The following is a 21,557-nucleotide window of genomic DNA, read 5'->3' as shown; positions in this document are numbered from 1 at the left end:
TGCCTCTGGCACAACCGACAGCCCCAGGTGGTGGGCCCGCGCGCCCTCGCGGGTGAATGCTGGGGGAATCATGGGCCCAGGACCGACGGTACGTCACACGCCCGGCCCCGGCGCACGGTAGCTTTTCCCCGTCGAACCAGTGACGCCTTGCCGGCCGGCATCCGAATCGGGCAGCTCCGGTAAGTTACCTCACGTCACATACTGTCCCTTTTCAGGAGATTCACTCCCGATGCTGTTTACTGTTGACAACCTCGGGAGCCGGCCGGGAAGAGGCGGTACGGGCGCGAGGCCGCTGGGGAAGGCGAACCTCGTCCCACACTGGAGGTCCCGGTGACGACACGTGGAGTCCTGTACGTTCATTCCGCACCGCGCGCGCTGTGCCCGCACATCGAATGGGCAGTGGCGGGCGTCCTCGGTGTGCGGGTCCAGCTCGACTGGATCAGACAGCCGGCCGCCCCCGGTACCTGGCGGTCCGAATTCTCCTGGAAGGGAAGAGCCGGCACCGCGTCCCAGCTCGCCTCGGCACTCCGTGGCTGGGACCTGCTGCGCTTCGAGGTGACGGCGGAGCCGTGCCCCACGGCGGAGGGCGAGCGCTACAGCTCCACGCCCGGCCTCGGCATCTTCCACGCGGTCACCGGTATGAACGGCGACATCCTGATCCCCGAGAACCGGCTGCGGGCCGCGCTCGCCCGGTCCGTGAGCGGCGAGACGGACCTGGAGGCGGAGGTTGCCAAGCTCCTGGGCAAGCCCTGGGACGACGAGCTGGAGTCCTTCCGCCACGCCGGCGAGGGCGCGCCCGTCCGCTGGCTCCACCAGGTGGTGTGACCGGCACCTCGGCCCGGCCTGCCCCCGAGTCAGGCCGGGCTGAAACGTTTGTCCTCTTGGTGCGGGCGGGGGCCGTGCCCTGTCCGCTCAGGAGTGGGACTCGGCCCAGAAGCCGAAGATCCTCGACAGACCGGCCCGTACGGCTCCGCGCCGCGTCAGCACGGACCGGTCGACCCCGGAGAAGACAGTCGCCAGGGAGACGTCGCCGGGCAGGACCCGGCCCGTCGCCCGCACGGTGACTTTCCTGCCGCTCCCGACGCCCGACTGCCGCACCCTGACGGTGGCGCCGGGGTCGTCGGAGTCGGGCTGCCTGAACAGCTCGTAGGTCCGGCGGTCGATCGCCGTGAGCCGGTACGAATCACCCAGACACGTCATGTGCAGGGAGCGCCCCCGGTGCGTGGCCGCCCACCGGTTCCGATGCATGCGCACCAGGGCGTCGCCCACCCGGAGCGTCGAACGGTTGAGGGTCGGCATGGACGCGACCTCCGTGTGCGCGCCGCGCGTCTCGAACGTGGAAGTGGGGATCAGACCACCACGTACCTCCGAGACGAGCACGTTCGTCATGTCCCGGCCCGCCGGGTACACCACTCGGATGTCGCCGAACTCCGGAGAAGTGCCCTGCCAGCCGAACTTGGTGCGCCCGTGGGGCTGCTTCTCCTTGAGACGCGCGAGGGAGAACGGACTGATGGTCGTGTGCATGCCCTTACCTCGCTGGTCGAACGGGTTGTCCGGGACGAAGCGGCAGCCCGGTGGCATCCCCTGCCATGCAGGAGGCCCGCCTCCCGGGAGTGGGAAGCGGGCCTCGCGGCAGGCAACGGATCAGACCGAGCGGAACGCCAGGACGACGTTGTGGCCGCCGAAGCCGAACGAGTTGTTGATCGCGGCGATCGGTCCCTCGGGCAGTGCCCTCGGCTCATCGCGCACGACGTCCGCCTCGATCGCCTCGTCGAGGTTGTCGATGTTGATGGTCGGCGGCGCCAGCCGGTGGTGCAGGGCCAGCACCGTCGCCACGGTCTCGATGCCGCCCGCGCCACCGAGCAGGTGACCGGTCATCGACTTCGTGGCGGAGATCGCCACATGGTCCAGGTCGTCGCCCAGCACCGCACGCAGCGCCTTGATCTCCGCGAGGTCACCCTGCGGCGTGGACGTGGCGTGCGCGTTCAGGTGCACGACCTCCGACGGCTTCAGGTCCGTGGCGTCCAGCAGGTTCTGCATGGCGGCGGCGATGCCCCGGCCGGTCGGCTCGGGCTGCGCGATGTGGTGGGCGTCCGCGGACAGGCCCTGGCCCAGCACCTCGCAGTAGACCCTGGCGCCACGCGCGGCGGCGTGCTCCGCGGACTCCAGGATCACGACGCCGGCACCCTCGCCGAGGACGAAGCCGTCACGGCCCGTGTCGTACGGACGCGAGGCCTTCTCGGGCTCGTCGTTGCTCTTGGACATCGCCATCATGTTGGCGAACGCGGCGATCGGCAGCGGGTGGATCGCCGCCTCGGTGCCACCGGCGACGACCACATCGGCACGGCCGGTGCGGATCATCTCGACGGCGTACCCGATGGCCTCGGCACCTGACGCGCAGGCGGAGACCGGGGTGTGGACACCGGCCTGGGCGTTGACCTCCAGGCCGACGTTGGCCGCGGGGCCGTTGGGCATGAGCATGGGAACGGTGTGCGGGGAGACGCGGCGTACGCCCTTCTCCTTCAGCACGTCGTACTGGTCGAGCAGGGTGATCACGCCGCCGATACCGGAGGCGATGACCGAGCCCAGACGCTCGGGCTGGATCTTCTCGTCCTCACCGGCCTTGCCGGTGAAGCCGGCGTCCGCCCAGGCCTCACGGGCCGCGATCAGTGCGAACTGCGCCGAGCGGTCCAGCTTGCGGGCGAGCGGGCGGGGCAGGACGTCGCCCGGGTCGACAGCCGCGAGGGCGGCGATCCGGACAGGCAGTTCGGCGAAACGTTCGCCCTCGAGGGGCTTGACGCCGGAACGACCGGCCATCAGACCTTCCCAGGTCGATGCGGAGTCGCCACCCAGCGGAGTGGTTGCGCCGATACCGGTGACGACCACGGTGCGATTGGTCGGGCTCACTGGAAAATCTTCTCCACGTGTAGAGGGTCGTGAATCAGCGGCGCCACCGCCGGGTGGCGACACACGGGACGGGCTGGGATCAGCCCTGGTGCTTCAGGATGTAGTCGGCAGCGTCGCCGACCGTCTTGAGGTTCTTGACGTCCTCGTCGGGGATCTTGACGTCGAAGCGCTCCTCGGCGGCGACGACGACCTCGACCATGGACAGCGAGTCGACGTCCAGGTCGTCGGTGAAGGACTTGTCCAGCTGGACGTCCTCGACCGGGATACCGGCGATCTCGTTGACGATCTCGGCGAGACCGGTGACGATCTCTTCCTGAGTGGCGGCCATTTGGCGCTCCTTCGATGTGTTTCTGCGGGGTTCGGGTGTACGGACCGAAAGGTCCGGTGTGCCTAGGGGAGGGTAACGACCGTCGCGGCGTAGACGAGACCCGCCCCGAAGCCGATGACGAGCGCCGTGTCGCCGCTCTTGGCCTGACCGGTCGCCAGGAGCCGCTCCATTGCGAGCGGAATCGAGGCGGCCGACGTATTGCCGGTGGTTTCCACGTCACGCGCGACCGTGACGTGCTCCGGCAGCTTGAGAGTCTTCACCATCGAGTCGATGATCCGCATGTTGGCCTGGTGCGGAATGAAGACGTCCAGGTCTTCCGGGGTGATCCCGGCCGCCTCCAGCGCCTGCTGGGCGACCTTGGCCATCTCGAAGACGGCCCAGCGGAAGACCGCCTGACCCTCCTGCGTGATCGCCGGGAACTTCTCCGGACGGTCGGCGTGGAAGACGTCCCACGCCACGGTCTGTTTGATCGTTGTGGACTTGTCGCCCTCGGAGCCCCAGACCGTGGGGCCTATGGCCGGCTCCTTGGCGGGGCCGACGACGACCGCACCCGCGCCGTCACCGAACAGGAAGGCCGTCGCACGGTCCTCCAGGTCGGTGAGGTCGCTGAGGCGCTCGACACCGATGACGAGGACGTAGTCCGCGGAACCCTCGACGATCATGCCCTTGGCGAGCGTGAGGCCGTAGCCGAAGCCCGCGCAGCCGGCCGAGATGTCGAAGGCGGCGGGCTTGCCCGCGCCGATCTTGTGGGCGATGTCGGTCGCGATCGCCGGGGTCTGCTGGAAGTGCGAGACGGTGGAGACGACCACGGCGCCGATCTGCTCGGGAGTGATCCCGGCGTCGGCGATCGCCTTGCCGGCGGCCTCCACGGACATGGCCGACACGGTCTCCTCGGGGGAGGCCCAGTGGCGGGTGGCGATACCGGAGCGGGAGCGGATCCACTCGTCGGACGAGTCGATCGTCTCGAGGATCACCTCGTTCGGCACGACACGGGTCGGGCGGTAGCCGCCGACACCCATGATCCGTGCGTACGGGGCGCCCTTGCTGGGCTTGATCTTCGACATGCTCTCGGGCTCCTTAGGCGCCTGCGTGCTCGGAGATGAGCGCGCGGGCCGCGTCGAGGTCGTCGGGGGTCTTGAGCGCGAGGGTCTTCACGCCGGGCAGCGCGCGCTTGGCGAGGCCGACGAGGGTGCCTCCGGGGGCGGCCTCGATGATGGTCGTGACCCCGAGCTCCTTGAAGGTCTCCATGCACAGGTCCCAGCGGACCGGGTTGGCGACCTGGCCGACGAGCCGCGAGATGACCTCGGCGCCGTCGGCGACCGTCTTCCCGTCGGCGTTCGACACGTACGTGATCTTCGGGTCGGCGACCGTCAGGGCACCGGCGGCGGCACGCAGCTTCTCCACGGCCGGAGCCATGTGGTGCGTGTGGAAGGCGCCGGCCACCTTGAGCGCGACCACGCGGCGCACACCCTCGGGCATGTCCTCGGCCAGTGCGGCGATCTGTGCCGCGGTGCCCGCTGCGACGATCTGTCCGCCACCGTTGACGTTGGCCGGGGTGAGCCCCAGCTTCTCCAGGTGAGGGACCGTTACGGCAGGGTCGCCGCCGAGCAGCGCGGCCATGCCCGTCTCGGTGACCGCGGCGGCCTCGGCCATGCCGAGCCCCCGGGTCCGTACGAAACGGAGCGCGGCCTCGTCGTCGATGACGCCGGCGAGCGCCGCGGCGGTGATCTCACCGACGCTGTGGCCGGCGACGACGCCGGGCGAGGCGTCGAGGGCAGCGGCCGACAGGAGACCCGCGGCGACGAGCAGCGGCTGGGCCACCGCCGTGTCGCGGATCTCGTCCGCGTCGGCCTTCGTGCCGTAGTGGGCAAGGTCGAGCCCGATGGCGTCGGACCAGGCCGCGATGCGGTCGGTGGCACCGGGGAGTTCGAGCCAGGGAGTCAGGAAGCCGGGCGTCTGAGCGCCTTGGCCGGGAGCGACGAGTACGAGCACACTCACACTCTCTCTTGTGGACGGCTCCTCACGCCCGTGGGGACAGGGACGAAGAACCGTCAGGGGAATTGTTGAAGTCCGACAAAAGTCTAGGACTGGGGATCTCCGGCGGCCAAGCGCCCCAGGATGAGGGCGATCCGCAGCGTGAACGCGGAGCGGACGTCGGAGGGGGACCAGCCGGTGACGTCGGTCACACGTCGTAGCCGGTAGCGCACGGTATTGGGGTGCACGAACAGCATCCTGGCGGCGCCCTCAAGGCTGCTCGCCTGCTCCAGATAGACACTCAGCGTCTCCAGTAGCGCCGAACCGGCCTCTTCGAGCGGTCTGTAGATCTCCTCCACCAACTGATCCCGCGCGGCGGGGTCGCCCGCCATCGCACGCTCCGGGAGAAGATCGTCGGACAGTACCGGCCGCGGCGCGTCCTGCCACGCCGAGCACGCCTTGAGTCCGGCTGCGGCGGCCTGCGCGGACCGGGTGGCGGCGAGCAGGTCGGGCACCACGGGGCCGGCGACGACGGGACCGGCCGCATACGGGCCGATCAGGGACTTCGCGACGTTCAGCGGATTGTCGCTGCCGCCCGCGATGACGACCAGGCGGTTGCCCAGCACCCCGGTCAGGACCTGGAGCTTGGCGTGCCGGGCCGCCCGCCGGATCGCCTCCACGGTGAGCTCGCTGTCCCCGTCCGGAGCGGTGCCGAGGAGGACGCAGACGTGTTCGGGGGAGTTCCAGCCGAGCGCCGCGGCCCGCGACACGGCACCCTCGTCGGCCTCGCCGGACAGCACCGCGTTCACCACGAGCGACTCCAGCCGGGCGTCCCACGCGCCGCGCGCCTCGGCGGCCTGCGCGTACACCTGGGCGGTCGCGAAGGCGATCTCCCGGGCGTAGACGAGGAGTGCCTCGCGCAGCACCGACTCGTCGCCGGGAGCCGCCACGTCCTCGATCGCCGTCTCCATCACCTCGATCGTCGTACGCACCATCTCGACGGTCTGTCGCAGCGTGATCGCCCGGGTCAGCTCGCGCGGAGCCGTACCGAACACATCGGTGGAGATGGCCTGCGGCGCCTCCGGGTGCCGGAACCACTCCGTGAACGCGGCGATTCCGGCCTGGGCGACCAGACCGATCCAGGAGCGGTTCTCCGGTGGCATCGCCCGGTACCACGGCAGCGTCTCGTCCATGCGGGCGATGGCATCGGCGGAGAGCCGGCCGGAGGCCTGCTCGAGCCGCTTCAGGGTCGCGGCATGCAGATGGGCGGCGTTCGCGGCGGGCTGCTCAGGATCGGGTCGGGGCACGGACACAAGACTGCCTTATCGGTGCAGCGGTGCGGAGGGGCGGGGCCGCGGGTCGCCCCGCAGGACTACCGTGGAGCCGTGATGGACGTACGCCGCTCCGGCGACCGCTTCCGCGGTGGGGACCCGGCCCCGGGTGTCTCCGTGGGCATCGAGACGCTGCACGCATTCTCCTTCGGGCGCTTCTACGACCCCGACAACCTGCGCTTCGGGCCGGTCCTGGCCTGCAACGAGGAGCGTCTCGCCCCGGGGGCCGGCTTCGACGAGCATCCGCACAGCCACACCGAGATCGTCACCTGGGTGGTCGAGGGCGAGCTCACCCACCGTGACTCGGCCGGCCACGCCACCGTCGTACGGGCCGGTGACGTCCAGCACCTCAGCTCGGCCGGAGGGGTGCGGCATGTCGAACGCAATGACGGGGAACACCCGCTGACGTTCGTTCAGATGTGGCTGGCGCCTCTGGCACCCGGCGGGGAACCCTCGTACACGCATGTCGCCGGGATCGCCGACTCGACCCCGTACGCCCTCCCGGAGGCGCGCGCGATGCTCCACGTCCGCAGGCAGGCCGAGGGCGAGCGCACCGCCGTGCCCGATGCGGCGGGCGTCTACGTCCACGTCGTACGGGGCGAGGTGCGCCTCGACGACGAGGATCTGGCGGCCGGCGACTCGGCGCGGATCACGGAGTCCCGAGGGCTGGAACTGCTGGCGCTGACGGCCGCCGAGGTGCTGATGTGGGAGCTCGGGCAGGTGTGAGGGCGCGGAGGGCCTACCGGCGTCCGTCCAGCAGCCCGAGATCCAGGGCCTTGACCACCGCGTGCGTGCGGTCGCTGACGTCCAGCTTGGCGAAGACCCGCAGCAGGTGCGTCTTCACCGTCGCCTCCGCGATGACGAGCCGCCGGCCGATCTCCACGTTGGACAGCCCGTCGGCCACCGCGCCCAGCACATCGACCTCCCGCCTGGTCAGCGCCACCGGGGCGGGCCTGCGCATACGGGCGACCAGGCGCGCCGCGACCCGCGGGGCCAGAACGGTCTCGCCCCGGGACGCGGAGTGGATGGCGTCCACCAGCTGCTCACGGGTCGTGTCCTTCAGCAGGTAGCCGACCGCGCCCGCCTCGACGGCGCGCTCGATCTCCGCGTCGGTGTCGTACGTGGTCAGGATCAGCACCCGGGTCCGGGTCCGGCCCGCGACGATCTCAGCGGTCGCACTCGTCCCGTCGAGGACGGGCATCCGCAGATCGACCAGCGCCACATCGGGCTCCAGCCGTTCCACGAGTTCGACGGCCGCCCGGCCATCGTCGGCCTCGCCGACGATGTCGATGGTGGGCTCGTCGGCCAGCAGGGCGACGACCCCGGCGCGCATCACCGTGTGGTCGTCCACCACGACGACGCGGAGCCTGCTCCGGGGCACTGCACTTGTCGCCATGTCAGACCTGTCCGTTCGTGGGAATCATGGCGAGGACGCGGGTGCCGTCGCCGACCGAGCTGGTGACGGTGAGCTCACCGCCGAGTTCGGCCAGGCGCTTGCGCATGCCGTTCAGTCCGAAGCCGTGGGAATCCTCGGTCACGAAGCCGCGGCCGTCGTCGGTGATCTCCAGTTCCACGCCGTACGGCTGCGCGGTGAGCACCACCTCCACGGTGGAGGCCGCCGCGTGCTTGCGGATGTTGGCGAGGGACTCCTGCGTGCAGCGCAGGAGGGCGATCCGGGTCTGCTGGTCGCAGGCGACGTCCGGCAGTTCCGAGGCGAGGCCGATCCCGGTGTCCTCCGTGAACCGGTCCAGGGTCCGGCGAAGGGTGTCCGCCACGGAGCCTGCGGCGACTCCGCTCCGCGGCGCCGCACCGACGAGGACGCGTGCCTCGGCGAGGTTCTCGCGTGCGGTGTTCTCGATCGCGAGCAGCTGCTGCGCGCTCCTGGCCGGATCGGTGTCCAGGCCCGAGCGGGCCGCCTCCGCGAGCACGACGATGGAAGCGAAGCCCTGGGCGAGGGTGTCGTGGATGTCCCGGGCGAGCCGTTCGCGCTCGTCCGCCGCACCCTGGCGCCTGTGTGCCTCGACCAGCCGGAGCCGGGCGCCCTCCAGCTCGGCGCCCAGCCGGCGGGCACGCGCGTCACCGTCCTCGGCGATGCGGCGCAGCCCCAGCCCGATCAGCACGCCCGCCGCGTAGCCGATCAGCGTGAAGACGACGTTCCCGGTGAAGAACTCCCCGTCCCAGCCCTGCCGTACGACGTTGCCGGTCACCACTCCCGCGCAGGCGAGGCCACTGAGGGCGACCGCGGCCCGCGTGCTCGTGGCGTAGATCCAGAAGTGCGGCAACGTCACGACGAAGAGCGCCGCGCCACCGTCGAGCAGGTACGACATCGCGCCGAGGCCCACCACGAGCACGTACAGGTACGGAAGGGGGCGCAGGACGGGGTTGCCCGGGAACAGCCCCACCGCTGCGTAACACAGGGCGAGCACGGCCAGCAGCGCCAGCGTCGGGTATCTCGTCGCCCCTGGTGCGTCCGCGACCGCGATGGCCGGCGGCACCACACCCAGCAGGACCCACAGGACGGCGTTCCACCGGTGCAGCGACGGTATGGGCAACTCGTCGTCGGGCTGCGGCCGTTGATCCATCGTGTCAGCCTACTTTTTCCAGCGGCGCGGTGGCAGGGAACCCGTCCCGTGCCCCGCGCGCGGGGCGGGCCGGCCACCAGGCGCGCTCACCGAGGAGCAGCAGGACCGACGGCAGGACCATCAGCCGGATGATCACGGCGTCCAGGAGGACGGCCACGGCCAGACAGAATCCCATCTGCTTCATCTCCGTGAGGTGCAGGGCCACGAACGCACCGAACACGGTCACCATCACGATCGCCGCACTCGTCACCACCTTGGCCGAGCGGTTGATGCCCTCCAGCACCGCCTCGCGGGCCGGCATGCCGTTCTGCCTGGCCTCCTGGATCCGGCTGACCACGAACACCTGGTAGTCCATCGACAGGCCGAAGAGGATCACGACGAGGAAGAGCGGCACCCTGGACGCGATCGCTCCGAGCGAGTCGAAGGCCAGCAGACCCTCCGCCCACGTCCCCTGGAAGAACAGGACCAGCATGCCGAGCGAGGCACCGGCGGACAGCAGATTGAGTACGACGCCCACCAGGCCGATGACCACCGAGCGGAACGCCCACACCGTCATCAGGAAGGTCATCAGCAGCAGGAACCCGATGACGAGCGGCAGTTTGTCGCTCTCGTGGGCCACGTAGTCGCGGCCCCGGGCCACGTCGCCGCTCACCCCCGTCTCCACGTCGGACAGTTGGCCGACGGTCGCGGGGATGTGGTCCTGGCGGAGGTGGACGAGCGACTCGATCGCCTCGGCGGAGGGCGCGGGGAACGGGACCGCGAGTTCCAGCACACTGATCCTGCCGTCGGCGGACGTGCGTACCGTCGGCTCCGTGTCCCCGGCGAACAGGGGGTCGGCCTGGGCGCGGCGGCCGAGGTCCACCAGGGACCGCTCCACCTGGGCGGCCCGCTCCGGGGCAGAGCGGACAACCACCTCGTGCTTGACGAAGAGTTCGGGGAAACTCCCGGTCAGCCGGTCGTAGACCTGCATGGCCGGGATGTCGCGGGAGAAGGTGTCCTTGCCCGGGTCGACGAGCTTCAGTCCGAGCGCGGGTGCGGCCAGGCCGAGCATGACGAGGACCGACAGGCACAGGGTGAGGACGGGGCGGGTCCGAGCCGGCCGCAGGAGGGCGCCGAACACCCGCCCGGTCTCCGGCTTCGCGGTCGGGGCCGGCTTCCCGCGCTTCGCCCGGCGGGCGGCCTTGCGGGAGGCGAGGCGTTCGGTCCGGTGGCCGATCTTGACCAGCAGTGCGGGGAGGACCGTAAGCGAGCTGGCCACGGCGACCGCCACGACGAGGATGGTCCCGGTCGCCAGCGAGGAGAAGATGACGTCGGTGGCCAGATACAGGGTGGCCGTGGAGACGATCACGGCGAGTCCCGAGATCACGATGGCCCGGCCCGCGGTCGCCGCAGCCAGCTCCACGAGGGCTTCCGAACTCAGCCGGCCGCCTGCGCGGGCCCGTTCCTCACGTTCACGCTTCAGGTAGAAGAGCGTGTAGTCGACGCCCACCGCCAGGCCGATGAGCAGGATGAGGTTCATCCCGACTCCGGCGTCGGGGAGAAGGTGCGAGGCGACCATGGACAGACCGATGGCCGCGGCGATCGAGGAGAGAGCCAGCAGGAGCGGCACACCGGCCATGACCACCGAGCCGAACACGGCCAGCAGGGTGATGACGGTGACGGGCAGGCTGATGCGTTCGGAGAGGGCGAGATCCTCCCCGCGCTGGTCGTTGACGCCCTTGCTGATGGCAGGGGATCCGGTCTCCTCCACCACCAGATCCGGGTGGCTCGCGCCCACGGCCGCCGTCTGCTCCAGGAGCGGCACGACGTTCTTCCTGCCCTCCAGCTCGGGGCCGTTCAGGACCACCGATACCAGCAGGACCTTGCCGTCCTTCGAGCGGACGGGAGCCGCCACGCTCCCCACCTCGGGCAGGTCCCGCATCCGCTCGGTCACGTCCTGGACCGCCGAACCGGCCGCGGCCATGTCCAGCGGTCCGGACCTGGACCGGATCATGATCCGCTCGGTGGGCGAGCGCTCCAGGCCGCCCTCGGTCGCCATCGCCTCGGCGCGTCCCGCCTCACCGACCCAGAAGTCCTTGGTGGTGGCTTCGTCGGTGCCCACCGCGATGCCGGCTCCGAGGCACAGGACGACGAACGCGAACCATCCGATGATCGCCCGCCATGCGTGCCGGGCGCTCCATCGGGCCATCCGTACAGGTAGCTGTCTCATACCGGAAATCCTGGTCGGCCGAGGGGCCTGCCCGACACGCCCGGCCGGTTGAACCTGTTGTCCACCGGCCGGTGGACAACAGGGCTGGGGCCGGCCATGCCTGGAGGCGAACGGCCCTACGCCTTCGGGGCGTTCGTGAGCTTGTCCAGCTCACGCATCGCCTCGCCGTGGGCGCTCATCCGGCGCGTCACCGTGCCGGTGGTGAAGAGCGCCGCACCGACGACCGACACCGGCAGGGACAGCCCGAGCAGGGCCACGGCCTCCGGCCAGTCGCGCTCGTCCGCGCAGTGATCCCCGCGGAACACACCCTCGTTGGCGGTGCCGCGGTCGGTGAACAGCCGCGACTCGCACTCCTGCGGGTACCGGTCGTCGGGCTCCTCGTCGACCGCGTACGGCGTGAGCAGCAGCACGGCACACCACGCCCACAGCAGCGCGGCCAAGGACAGCAGGCCCAGGCCCCAACTGCGTATTCGGGTGGCCCGGTCGCGGAAATCCTGGTCGTACTCGCGTGATCGTGATCGCATAGCGGCCGAATCTAGCGGAGCCCGTCCGGGAAGGTCGGCCGCGGTGGTTGCGCAGCCCGCCCGGGAAGGTCCGCCGCGGTGGCTGCGAAGCCCGTCCGGGAAGGTCCGCCACGGTGGTTGCCGGCCGGTGGAGGGTTCCGGGTGGCGGTTCGCGCGCGGTCAGCACCGGCGATGCCACCACGCCGACTCCACGTCCGCCGCGGGATCGTGGTGGGTCCGCCCGAGCAGCACCTCGTCCAGGCGCCCGACCTGCGCCCGGAGTTCCGCCGAGGCCCTCGGCGGCAACAGGGACAGAGCCTCCTGCAGCTTGTCCCGGGCCCAGCCCCCGCCGCAGCACGGGCAGGTGAACTCGGCCTCCCACTGCCTCCACCGGCGTTCGGTTCCGTGGACGCGCGCGGACCACACGCTCAGTGCGACCGACACGACGCCCGGAGTCAGCCGCTCCCGTTCGAGCACGCGGACCGCTGCGTTCGCCGCCCCCGACAGGCCGGGAACATCGCGGTAGCGCACCCAGGGAGCGCTCCAGCGGCGTTCCCGCTGCCGAAGGGATGCCGGCCTTCTACGAGGCACGGCCCCTTCGCGCATCCCGCTGTGTCCCGGAGTCCGTGTGCAGGACGGCGAACAGCCCCCGGGCGCGGGCCCCGTCCACCGTGCTCCAGGCCCCGGAGACGTGGCCGGCCGCTCCCTGCGGAGGCAGCGGCGAACCGTCCTGGGCGGGCTGCAGGGCCCGGTGCAGACGGATGGTCGCGCCGGGCCGGACAGCCAGGGCGGTGCCTTCCCGGTCGTCCGTGGCCGTGACGGTGGTGAAGGCCGCGGAGGCCGATCCCTCACCGGCGTGGGAGCAGGTCACGTCCTGGTCGGGGGTGTCGCTGGTGTTCTGGTCCTGGGCCTGCACCCGGCCTTCGATCAGGGCGACGAACTGGGCGGCCAGCACCGGGTCGTGGCAGCCGTCGTAGGCCCAGCGCCGTCCCAGTACCCCGTGGTCCATGGTGCCGACGAGAGCGTGCTCCGCCCCGTCGAGCGGGGCACCGCGATAGGTGAGCGGCACCAGGTAGGCGGTGGGGTGAGGGCCGGAGGTGTCGGTGACCACGATGAACTCGATCCCCACCTCGCCCTGCGGGTCGTCCAGCCGGAAGCCGCCGGACCTGACCAGCTCCGGTTCGCCCGCGCCGCCGAGGTACCACGGGCGGGAGGGGAGCCAGGAGGTGAGCAGTTCCAGCTTCGTCGGTGCGAGGGTGGTGCGGTGGATGACGGCCATGCCGAGGTTCTCTCCCGTTGAATCGCAGTGGTCAGCCTTGAGGGTCCTGCGGTTTGACCTCGACGTCGCGCAGGCTCTGCTCCCTGAGCTCGGTGCGTGACTCGGTGCGGTGTCCCCGGGCGATGTAGTCGCGCACGACCGCTTCGATCGCGTCCTGGGGCGAGCCGACCCCGGCCAGGACCATCACTTCCACCACCAGTTCGGCATCGAGACTGATGTTGACCTTGGCCACGAGCGGCCCCCTTTCGCCGGTCGGGGACTCTAACAGCCGCACGGCAGCGACTCGTTCCCCCGGTTGTCCGTGGCACGGGAGGACAACAGGGCGAACGGTGTTCGATACGGCACTAGATGCCTGCTCGCAGCTCCTGGAGCACCGCGTCGGTGAACGGGGTCCAGACCTCGGCGGCCCACGGGCCGAAGGCCCGGTCGGTCAGGGCGACGCAGGCCGCGCCCGCCGCCGGGTCGATCCACAGGAACGTGCCGGCCTGGCCGAAGTGGCCGAACGTCGCGGGGGAGGACGAAAGGCCCGTCCAGTGCGGGGACTTGGAGTCGCGGATCTCGAAGCCGAGCCCCCAGTCGTTGGGGTTCTGGTGGCCGTAGCCGGGGAGTACGCCCTTGAGGCCCGGGTGCACGACGGTCTGGGCCTCGAGCACGGTACGCGGGTCCAGGAGCCGGGGCGCCTGCACCTCGGCGGCGAAGCGGACCAGGTCGTCGACGGTGGAGACGCCGTCCTTGGCGGGCGAGCCCTCCAGTGTGGTGTCCGTCATGCCCAGCGGTTCCAGGACGGCCTGGCGTACGTACTCGGGGAAGGGGATCTCAGTGGCTTTCGCGATGTGGTCGCCGAGCACCTCGAAGCCCGCGTTGGAGTACAGCCGGCGGTTGCCGGGAGGGGCGGTGACGCGGTGCTCGTCGAACGCGAGGCCGCTGGTGTGCGCGAGGAGGTGGCGGACGGTGGAGCCCTCGGGACCGGCCGGTTCGTCCAGCTCGACCGCGCCCTCCTCGTACGCCACCAGCGCCGCGTACGCCGTGAGCGGTTTGGTGACGGACGCGAGCGGAAAACGGTGCGCGGTCGGGCCGTGCGCACCGGCGAGGGTGCCGTCCGCTCGTACGACAGCCGCCGCCGCGGTGGGGACGGGCCAGTTCTCGATCATCGCCAGGCTCTGCATGCATATGAGCCTAAACCGAAGAACGCCGCCGAATCCGCTTGCTTCGAGTGCACTCCAAGGTTCTAGCGTGGAGGGTATGACGGTGATGGCAAGCACTTCCTCACGGACCGAAACCTGCGCCTCGGCCCCCGAGGCCCATCCGCGCCCCGAGGGCCGGGACCGCTACACCATCAGCGAGGTCGTCGCCTTCACGGGACTCACCGCACACACCCTGCGCTGGTACGAGCGGATCGGGCTGATGCCGCACGTCGACCGTTCGAACACCGGTCAGCGCCGCTTCACCAACCGCGACCTGGACTGGCTGGCGTTCGTCGGCAAGCTCCGGCTGACCGGAATGCCGGTCGCCGACATGGTCAGGTACGCGGAACTGCTGCGCGAGGGCGAACACACGTTCGAGGAGCGGCAGGAGCTCCTGGAGGCGACCCGACGCGATGTGAAGACGCGGATCGCGGAGCTCCAGGACACCCTCGCCGTCCTCGACTTCAAGATCGACTTTTATGCGGGCGCCCGTGCGGCGTCGGAAAGGCCCTGACGACATGAGCGACAACAGCACCGGCCGGATCGCGACCGTGGAGCTCGGCGGCGGCCCCCGCGTCGGCGTCCAGGGGCTCGGCTGCATGGGGATCAGCGAGTTCTACGGCGACACCGACGAGGCAGCCGCCCGGGACACCCTGGAAGCGGCGCTGGAGGCGGGGGTCACCCTCTTCGACACCGCGGACGTCTACGGGCGCGGCGCCAACGAGACGTTCCTCGCGCCGTTCGTCGCCGCGCACCGCGACGAGATCACGCTGGCCACGAAGTTCGCCATCGAGCGGGCCGACGACCCGCACTACCGCGGGGTCCGCAACGATCCCGCGTACATCCGGCAGGCCGTCGAGGACAGCCTGCGCCGGCTCGGCACTGACGTCATCGACCTGTACTACATGCACCGCCGCGACCCGCTCGTCCCGCTCGCCGAATCGGTCGGCGCGATGGCCGAACTGGTGCGTCAGGGCAAGGTCAAGCAGCTCGGGCTGAGCGAGGTGACCGGGGCCGAGCTCCGCGAGGCGCACGCCGTGCACCCGATCGCCGCCCTGCAGTCGGAATGGTCGCTCTTCAGCCGGGACGTGGAGCGCAGCGCCGTGGGGGCGGCCGTCGAGCTCGGAGTGACCTTCGTGCCGTACTCGCCGCTCGGCCGCGGCTTCCTGACCGGAGCGTTCGCCGACGCGGGCAAGGACCTGTCACAGGGCGACTTCCGCAAGCACCAGCCACGCTTCACCGGCGAGAACGCCAGGACGAACGCGGCCCTGCTGGAGCCCGTCCACAAGATCGCGGCGGCGCACGGCGCGACGGCCGCGCAGGTCGCCCTCGCGTGGGTGCAGCAGCGCGCCGAGGTGCACGGACTGACCGTGGTGCCGATTCCCGGAACCCGTAGGCGCAGCCGTCTGCTGGAGAACACCGCGGCGACCCGGCTGACCCTGACGCCGCAGGAGCTGGAGCTTCTGGAGCCCATCGCGGGTCGGGTGGCGGGGGACCGGTACCCGGACATGAGCAGCACGGCCACCGCGCGAGAGTAGGAGGTCCCCGGCGGCCTCAGGTCCGCTGGGGCGCGAAGACCGCGCATCCCGCCGCGAGCAGCCCAGCCGCTGCCCGGCGGGCGTTCCCGGCACGGCTGTCCGCGACACTCTGGAGGCGGGCGCGCGAAGCGGGCGTGGTGCCCTTGGACGCCGTCGACATCTACGGGCGCGGTGCCCACGAGACGCTATTCGCGTCGTTCGTCGAGGTGCACCAATGCCCCGACGTCAGCGCTCGGCCGGATAGTCGTGAGCCCACCTCTGTTGACCTGGGTATCCGGTGTTCCCGAGCATCGAATCAAGGTGGGAGGGGAGAAATTCGCTGCCGTCCTGGCCGTAGGGCGCGTATTGCGCGGTTTCAACCTGTCCAGGGGTGTCGACCGGCGGTGGCCACCCCTGATTATCGCTCGAGCTTGAATACAGGGCGCGGTCGAAGTCGTGGGCGGCTTCGACCGTCCGAGTGAATTCGTCTGTGAGGCGCCGGTGGCGGCCCCGATCGCGGCGCACCTGTGCGAGGCGGCCGTCCGCGTACAGCAACTGGGCCCGGGAGACCAATTGTGTGAGCCCGATGCCGAGCTGGGCGGCAAGGGCTGCCGCATCCATGCCCTTGTTCCAGCCGTCGACAAGAAGGGAGTCGCGAGCATGTGACCACTCCTTCTCCTTCGGTCCCGTGGGCTCCGCAGGTGTTGCCTGTCGAGTGGGGAACTGTTCCACGCGGGGTGACGGAATGGAGGGCTGCGTGGATTCCATTCGTACGTTGACCGCAGGAGTGGGCAAGGGGCTGCTGTCGCCGGAAGGGGCCTCCGTCGCCGAGTCGACGTCCGGAGCGTCGGCCGAATGATTGTTGAGCAGTGCCCCGGCGAGCGAGCGGGCATCGCTCTTGCCGACGGTGCGGCGGGCCAGCCGCACCTCGCGCTCGTTCAGCCCCAGCAACTCGGCAACAGCGGCGTCACTGCCCACAGTGACGGCGAAAGCGGCAAGAGTTCTTGCACGCTCCGCCTGGGCCCCATCGAATACCGACTGCGCCTCACGCACGCGGTCGTCCGCACCGCAGAAGGCGTCGGCCAAGACGGCGTGCCGCTTCCACATCTCCCTGGCTTCCACGATCGATCAACGCCGTTGCGGCTGAATAGGCTTCAGTAAGATCCCGAAATGACCCGATTGGACCAGGAAGGTCATACCTGACGAAAGTCATGCCGCGTCATGTTCCCGGCCGTTCGTGCTTCTTGATTGTGAACCCGGATTCGCTTCCGGCTGTCACATCATCCGATCGGCGTGCATTTCTGAAGGTGGAGTATCCGCAACGTCTGCTCTGTTTCCTCCTGGTGGTGCCAGTAGGAGGTAAGTCGGTGCCACTCCGGATCCGGGACACCGGGGAGCGTGTTACCGCGAGCAGCCCAGAGCCTGATCAAATCCCCATACATCGGCGTCTCTGTTCTCTCTTTGCTTGCTGTTGGGGATTCCGTATGCGGTTGCAACTCGGCTCGGGGCTCCGCAGCCCTGGGGCCGGGCACATTTCTCGCTCTTCCAAGCGCATGTTCCGAAATGAAAGATGCGTAGCCAGTGCCCGTTGCCGTTGCCGTTGCCGCTGGAGCATCAGAGGTATTCATGCTTGAGAAACGAACGCCCGCCCCACTTGTCACTGCTTGTGCAGCTGCCCCGTGGCATTGGCGGTTTCTTGTGCTGCAGTTCGGGCGAGCGTTCAAGCACGGCCTGGGAGTACCGCTGGGAGCGCTCACGGCCGGGGGCCGCCGCGGAGCACGCGGTCCCGCGGCGGCCCCCGGCAGCCTCAGGCCGGCCGAAGTGCGAAGCCCGCCGCGAGCAGCCCGGCCGCTGCCCGGCGCGCGGTGCCGGCACGGCTGACCGTCTCCCAGGGCGAGCAACGGCAACCACGCCGGCCGGGCCAGGATCCAGCGGGCCGGGTCCGTCGTGAGCCCGGGCACCACACCGGCGAACGACGTGGGGACGGCCGCGGCCGGCATCGCCGTCCGGTGCCGGCGCAGGATCGTCATCGCCGGCAGGCTGACCACGACGACCGGAACCCACGCCAGCGGCCTCCGCAGCACCCGGCCGATCCGGTCGCGCAGCAGGATCGCCACGCCGCTCCGCGCCGAGGCCGGTGCGAGGACCAGCAGTGACGGGGGGTGCGAGTCGGTGCGCACTCACCCGGTACGCCGACCATCGACGCCGGACAGGGAAAGACCAGCAGCAGCACGGCGAACAGCACGGCCCCGCCCACGAGCAGGGCGCGGGTTCCGCGCTACCCGATGCGCCCCTCGCCCCACGAGACACCGAGCCGGTACGCGAAGAGTCACCCGGGCAGGATGTTCAGCACGCTCAGCCACGACGGCACGGCGTCCGCGTACGGCCCGTACCGCAGGACGTCGACTGCGTTCCCCCAGGAGCGAGTGCAGGGCGGGGCAGCCCGGAGGGGGAAGTGGACATGGCCCCGTCAGCGTAGGCCGATGGCCCGGCCTGCCGTGTCGTACCAGGGTTTCGATCCGCCGCCGGATCCCTCGTGCCGGCACACGGGGACGTGCTCCGTACGGCTGCCCGGGACGCCCGCCTGTTCCTACAGCTCCGCGAGCAGCTGCGCCTTCTTCGCGCCGTACTCGTCGTCCGTCACCAGACCGGCCTGGTGCAGCTCTCCGAGGTGCCGGATCCGCTCGGCGATGTCCGCCGGATCACGCCGCCCGCCGGCCGCCGGGGCGGGGGCCACCGCGACGGGCACCGACTGTGTCCTGCGCACGGATTCCAGTACGGCCGCGGCGAAGGGCAGCGACTCGTGCACCGGCCCGTAGCCGAGGCCGAAGACGACGGCGGCCGGATCCTGGTCCACCGGTATGTGCGGTACCGCCGGATGCGGGGCGCCCTGCGCCGTGTCCGGCCCGAGGGCGTGCACCGGGGCGCCCTCGTCCGCGTCACCGGCCGCGCCTCGCGTCACCAGCCGTAGGTAGCCCTCGAGAGCCTCGGGCGACCGCCACTGCACGCCGCTGAGATCCGCCACCTGGAAGGTCTGGTCGCCCGCCTTCCACTTGGCGCTGGACGCACCTGTCCAGGACCACCGGAAGGAGACCCGGACCCCGTCGAAGCCGGCCCGCCCGTCGTACGCCTTGAAGTTCATCGGCGCCTCGGGAGCCGTGACCAGGAACCGGTCGGCGTGCTTCGCCGCGTCCGGTCCGAGCGTGGTCCGCAGCTCGTCCGCGTAGTACTCCGCGAGCGTTTCGCGTTCGGCGGGCAGCGCCAGCCGATAGGGGTCGCAGCCGTCCTTGAGCTGCCCCGCGGCAGCCTCCAGCAGCGGATCGGCGCCCGGTCTCGGCACCGCGTGCAGGACCACCGTCCCCCGCCTGCCCGGGGTCAACGTCACCGACGACAACGCCGCGTACGGAATGCGGCGTTCACGCAGGCTCTGGAAGAGCCTCGGCGTGCGGATCCCCCGTTCGAAGCGGATGAGCAGGGAGTCGGTGTCGAACTCCCAGGTGGCATGAATTCCGGCCAGCACATCACCCATGTGCCTCATCGTATGCGGCACAGGCTCGCACGTCCCCCCTCGGTACAGGCAATCCCCGCAAGGCCTTTCACCGTTCTCTACGCGCGTCAGGCGTCCGGATCACCGGAAATCTCGCGGTGGCACGCCTGGTCGGTGCTCGCGCAGCTGACCGAGTCGTACGCCCCGACGCCGATGGCGGCGAAGTTGCTCAGGCTGTCCGTGCCCGGCTCGAAATAGCCGCTGTGCCCGACCGCGCCGTTGGCTGACACGATGCGCGCGCCGAACTCCGGGTCGACCGGGTCGGCACCGTGACCGAGGCCGCCGACGGCCATGTTCGGCACGTCCTGGATCCAGTCGTCGCCGTCCCGCATCGCCCACACCCTGGCGCCGGTGTCCAGAGCCTCGGCACTGTCCGCACGCATGCCCGGACTGCCGGCGACCGCGATGTCGGACACCCTGGAGGGCAGCTCGGCCTTCGCGGCGACCCCGCACAGCACCGAGCCGTAGCTGTGGCAGAACAGCGAGACAGCTGAGGTGCCTGGCAGCGCCTCCACCAGCGCGTTCAGCCGCACCGCCCCGCCTGCCGCGAGTCCGCCCAGGGCGGCGTCCATGCCGATCCCGGCGGGCGCGGTGTAGTCCGCCCACGCGATGACGGCCGTACGGGTCCCGGGACGGGCCGCGCGCTCGGCGCCGTACAACTGCTGCGCCATGCCGACGGGGGCGGCGTTCTTCTTGCGGCCGGTGCGTTCCAGGGTCAGCAGATTCGTATCGACGCCCGGAACGATCACGGAGACCCGCTTCGCCCGGTCCAGGTCGCCGAACACCTCCGCGGCGTGGCCCCTGCCCGACGGGTCGAAGGCGAGGATCTGCCGGTCCCCGGCGAGCATCGACCGGAAGCGGGCAAGGCGGAGCACCGCTTGGTGGCGGCCGTCGGGCGAGAGTCTCGTGTCCTGCGTCCGCTGCTGTTCCACGGTCTCGGCCAGGGCCAGCGCATGCCGGTTGGCGCGGTAGCGAAGGGTGACCGGGGCGCCGTTCAGATTCCCCAGCACGAGCGGGTACTTGTCGGCGAGAGCGACCTGCTGGCCCGCGGTGAGCGTGGCGAAGAAGTGAGCCAGCCGGTACGGCGGCGCGTCGGTGTCCGGGAGGGCGTGACCGGCTATCCGGTCACGGGCCCAGGAGGCGAGCGCGATCTCGCGTGGTGCTTGGGAGTGTTGATGACGCACGGCGGTCCACCCGGTGGTCGCCAGCATCACGAACACCACCGCGACGGCGAGCAGAGCACGCCAGGCGGTGAGCGTGGGGGAGGAGTCGAAGGAAGTCACTGAGCCCCACCCTAGGAGACGCGTACAAGCCGTCGTGAGGGGGGTGACGCACATCACCCGGCTGCGAGGAATTCGGCGGCGCGACCTCACCCTCCGTGTGTACGGAGCCCACGCTCCGCCGCGCCGGGAGCCCGTTCGGCGCCCCGAAAGCAGTCATGGGACCGGGGTGTTGTGAGTTAGGACATGCCCCGGTCGTGAGGCGTGCGGCACAGGTGTTCGGTGCGCCTAAGCAGTGCGCCAGTCTCCGGCAAGTGCTGGTCCGAGCCGGTCCAGGTGCATCTCGGTCAGTGCCCGGAGCGTGTCCACGCTCGCGTCCTGCCGTCGTCCCCACAGCTGTCCGGTCAGCCGCATCACCCCGGAGAACGCGGCGACGGCCACCCGGGGCCGAGGGTCCGACTCCGGGTCCAGCCCCTCACGCTCCGCGATCAGAAGAGCCACCTGGTGCTCCAGATCGACGCTGCGCCGCATGAGGGCGGCGAGCAGAACGGGGGTCGATTCGATCATCTGGTAGGTGCGCATGTGGAGTTCGACGGTGACATCGTCCTCGAGGGCGTCGGCGATGCTGTCCCAGGCGTTCAGCGTGGCCCGGCGCATTGCCTCGAAAGGGGCCTCCGCGGCGGGGCGTTGACGAAGCTCCGCGAGGAAGTGGGACTCCCCCATCTCCTGGACGGCGAAGGCCACGGCCTCCTTGTTCGCGAAGTAGCGGAAGAAGGTGCGCTGGGAGACCTCGACGGCGTCGACGATCTCGTCGACGGTGGTCCGGTCGTACCCCTGGGTGGTGAAGAGTTCCAGAGCGGCGTGCAGCAGAGCCTCGCGGGTGCGCTGTTTCTTGCGTTCGCGCAATCCGACCGGAGCCGCGAATGCGGGAGCCCCGGATGTCTGCCTGCGTGTCACGAACGGGTCCTCTTTCTGT

22 protein-coding genes and 1 pseudogene are annotated in these 21,557 nt (G+C 70.5%); 4 read left to right on the top strand and 19 right to left on the bottom strand.

Features of this window, described 5'->3' with window-relative positions; genetic code table 11:
• Nucleotides 1-330 precede the first annotated feature (330 nt).
• Nucleotides 331-825, top strand: coding sequence for a DUF3145 domain-containing protein (locus ABZS61_RS01715; RefSeq protein ID WP_356414516.1), 495 nt, complete (start codon nt 331-333; stop codon nt 823-825).
• A gap of 87 nt (nt 826-912) precedes the next feature.
• On the opposite strand, the gene ABZS61_RS01710 is transcribed toward ABZS61_RS01715, so the two are convergent.
• The 6 genes from ABZS61_RS01710 to ABZS61_RS01685 form a co-directional block, all read right to left on the bottom strand.
• Nucleotides 913-1,524, bottom strand: coding sequence for a hypothetical protein (locus tag ABZS61_RS01710; protein WP_356414513.1), 612 nt, complete (start codon nt 1,522-1,524; stop codon nt 913-915).
• A gap of 120 nt (nt 1,525-1,644) precedes the next feature.
• Entirely contained in the window at nt 1,645-2,907 is a 1,263-nt protein-coding gene (gene fabF, locus ABZS61_RS01705) for a beta-ketoacyl-ACP synthase II (protein WP_356414510.1), read from the bottom strand.
• Nucleotides 2,908-2,986: 79 nt separating this feature from the next.
• Complete coding sequence (locus tag ABZS61_RS01700; RefSeq protein ID WP_014045780.1) at nt 2,987-3,235, bottom strand: acyl carrier protein; 249 nt, start codon at nt 3,233-3,235, stop codon at nt 2,987-2,989.
• A 62-nt stretch (nt 3,236-3,297) separates the two neighbouring features.
• On the bottom strand, nt 3,298-4,299 hold the full coding sequence (locus ABZS61_RS01695; protein ID WP_356414507.1) for a ketoacyl-ACP synthase III: 1,002 nt from the start codon (nt 4,297-4,299) through the stop codon (nt 3,298-3,300).
• Nucleotides 4,300-4,312: 13 nt separating this feature from the next.
• Nucleotides 4,313-5,227: an ACP S-malonyltransferase gene (locus ABZS61_RS01690; protein ID WP_356415130.1), complete on the bottom strand. Its 915-nt coding sequence runs from the start codon at nt 5,225-5,227 to the stop codon at nt 4,313-4,315.
• Between the two features lie 89 nt (nt 5,228-5,316).
• Entirely contained in the window at nt 5,317-6,516 is a 1,200-nt protein-coding gene (locus ABZS61_RS01685) for a helix-turn-helix domain-containing protein (protein WP_356414504.1), read from the bottom strand.
• 78 nt (nt 6,517-6,594) lie between these two features.
• Between ABZS61_RS01685 and ABZS61_RS01680 the strand changes: the two genes are divergently transcribed.
• On the top strand, nt 6,595-7,266 hold the full coding sequence (locus tag ABZS61_RS01680) for a pirin family protein (protein WP_356414501.1): 672 nt from the start codon (nt 6,595-6,597) through the stop codon (nt 7,264-7,266).
• Between the two features lie 13 nt (nt 7,267-7,279).
• On the opposite strand, the gene ABZS61_RS01675 is transcribed toward ABZS61_RS01680, so the two are convergent.
• From ABZS61_RS01675 to ABZS61_RS01640, 8 genes are all read right to left on the bottom strand, one after another.
• Nucleotides 7,280-7,936 (bottom strand): response regulator transcription factor, encoded by a 657-nt coding sequence (locus ABZS61_RS01675; RefSeq protein ID WP_356414498.1) that lies wholly within the window; start codon nt 7,934-7,936, stop codon nt 7,280-7,282.
• 1 nt (nt 7,937) lies between these two features.
• On the bottom strand, nt 7,938-9,122 hold the full coding sequence (locus ABZS61_RS01670) for a sensor histidine kinase (protein ID WP_356414496.1): 1,185 nt from the start codon (nt 9,120-9,122) through the stop codon (nt 7,938-7,940).
• 4 nt (nt 9,123-9,126) lie between these two features.
• Nucleotides 9,127-11,331 carry an MMPL family transporter gene (locus ABZS61_RS01665; protein WP_356414493.1) on the bottom strand — a complete coding sequence of 735 codons (2,205 nt, stop codon included), beginning with the start codon at nt 11,329-11,331 and terminating at the stop codon, nt 9,127-9,129.
• Between the two features lie 116 nt (nt 11,332-11,447).
• Nucleotides 11,448-11,855, bottom strand: a complete 408-nt coding sequence (locus ABZS61_RS01660) for a hypothetical protein (RefSeq protein ID WP_356414490.1) — start codon at nt 11,853-11,855, stop codon at nt 11,448-11,450.
• Between the two features lie 159 nt (nt 11,856-12,014).
• Entirely contained in the window at nt 12,015-12,365 is a 351-nt protein-coding gene (locus ABZS61_RS01655) for a hypothetical protein (protein ID WP_356414487.1), read from the bottom strand.
• A gap of 49 nt (nt 12,366-12,414) precedes the next feature.
• The gene (locus ABZS61_RS01650) at nt 12,415-13,113 is read right to left on the bottom strand and encodes a 1,4-alpha-glucan branching protein (protein WP_356414484.1); all 699 of its coding nucleotides are present in this window, start codon (nt 13,111-13,113) and stop codon (nt 12,415-12,417) included.
• 31 nt (nt 13,114-13,144) lie between these two features.
• Entirely contained in the window at nt 13,145-13,345 is a 201-nt protein-coding gene (locus ABZS61_RS01645) for a type II toxin-antitoxin system VapB family antitoxin (RefSeq protein WP_356414481.1), read from the bottom strand.
• A gap of 112 nt (nt 13,346-13,457) precedes the next feature.
• Nucleotides 13,458-14,279, bottom strand: a complete 822-nt coding sequence (locus ABZS61_RS01640; protein WP_356414478.1) for a serine hydrolase domain-containing protein — start codon at nt 14,277-14,279, stop codon at nt 13,458-13,460.
• A 76-nt stretch (nt 14,280-14,355) separates the two neighbouring features.
• On the opposite strand from ABZS61_RS01640, the gene ABZS61_RS01635 reads away from it, so the two are divergent.
• Nucleotides 14,356-14,811 carry a MerR family transcriptional regulator gene (locus ABZS61_RS01635; protein ID WP_356414475.1) on the top strand — a complete coding sequence of 152 codons (456 nt, stop codon included), beginning with the start codon at nt 14,356-14,358 and terminating at the stop codon, nt 14,809-14,811.
• Nucleotides 14,812-14,815: 4 nt separating this feature from the next.
• Nucleotides 14,816-15,835, top strand: a complete 1,020-nt coding sequence (locus ABZS61_RS01630) for an aldo/keto reductase (protein ID WP_356414472.1) — start codon at nt 14,816-14,818, stop codon at nt 15,833-15,835.
• A 225-nt stretch (nt 15,836-16,060) separates the two neighbouring features.
• Here ABZS61_RS01630 and ABZS61_RS01625 read toward each other — a convergent pair whose 3' ends face one another.
• The 5 genes and pseudogenes from ABZS61_RS01625 to ABZS61_RS01605 all read right to left on the bottom strand — a co-directional run bounded on the left by ABZS61_RS01625 (nt 16,061) and on the right by ABZS61_RS01605 (nt 21,538).
• Nucleotides 16,061-16,936, bottom strand: a complete 876-nt coding sequence (locus tag ABZS61_RS01625; RefSeq protein ID WP_356414469.1) for a hypothetical protein — start codon at nt 16,934-16,936, stop codon at nt 16,061-16,063.
• Nucleotides 16,937-17,621: 685 nt separating this feature from the next.
• Nucleotides 17,622-18,221, bottom strand: a pseudogene (locus ABZS61_RS01620) (acyltransferase); the annotation flags it as partial.
• 183 nt (nt 18,222-18,404) lie between these two features.
• Complete coding sequence (locus tag ABZS61_RS01615) at nt 18,405-19,343, bottom strand: DUF4429 domain-containing protein (protein ID WP_356414466.1); 939 nt, start codon at nt 19,341-19,343, stop codon at nt 18,405-18,407.
• 86 nt (nt 19,344-19,429) lie between these two features.
• Nucleotides 19,430-20,644: an alpha/beta hydrolase gene (locus tag ABZS61_RS01610; RefSeq protein ID WP_356414463.1), complete on the bottom strand. Its 1,215-nt coding sequence runs from the start codon at nt 20,642-20,644 to the stop codon at nt 19,430-19,432.
• 225 nt (nt 20,645-20,869) lie between these two features.
• Nucleotides 20,870-21,538, bottom strand: a complete 669-nt coding sequence (locus ABZS61_RS01605) for a TetR family transcriptional regulator (protein ID WP_356414460.1) — start codon at nt 21,536-21,538, stop codon at nt 20,870-20,872.
• Nucleotides 21,539-21,557 lie beyond the last annotated feature (19 nt).

Source organism: Streptomyces sp. NPDC005566, assembly GCF_040605575.1.
GTDB lineage: Bacteria > Actinomycetota > Actinomycetes > Streptomycetales > Streptomycetaceae > Streptomyces.
This window is presented reverse-complemented; position numbering and strand designations above follow the sequence as displayed.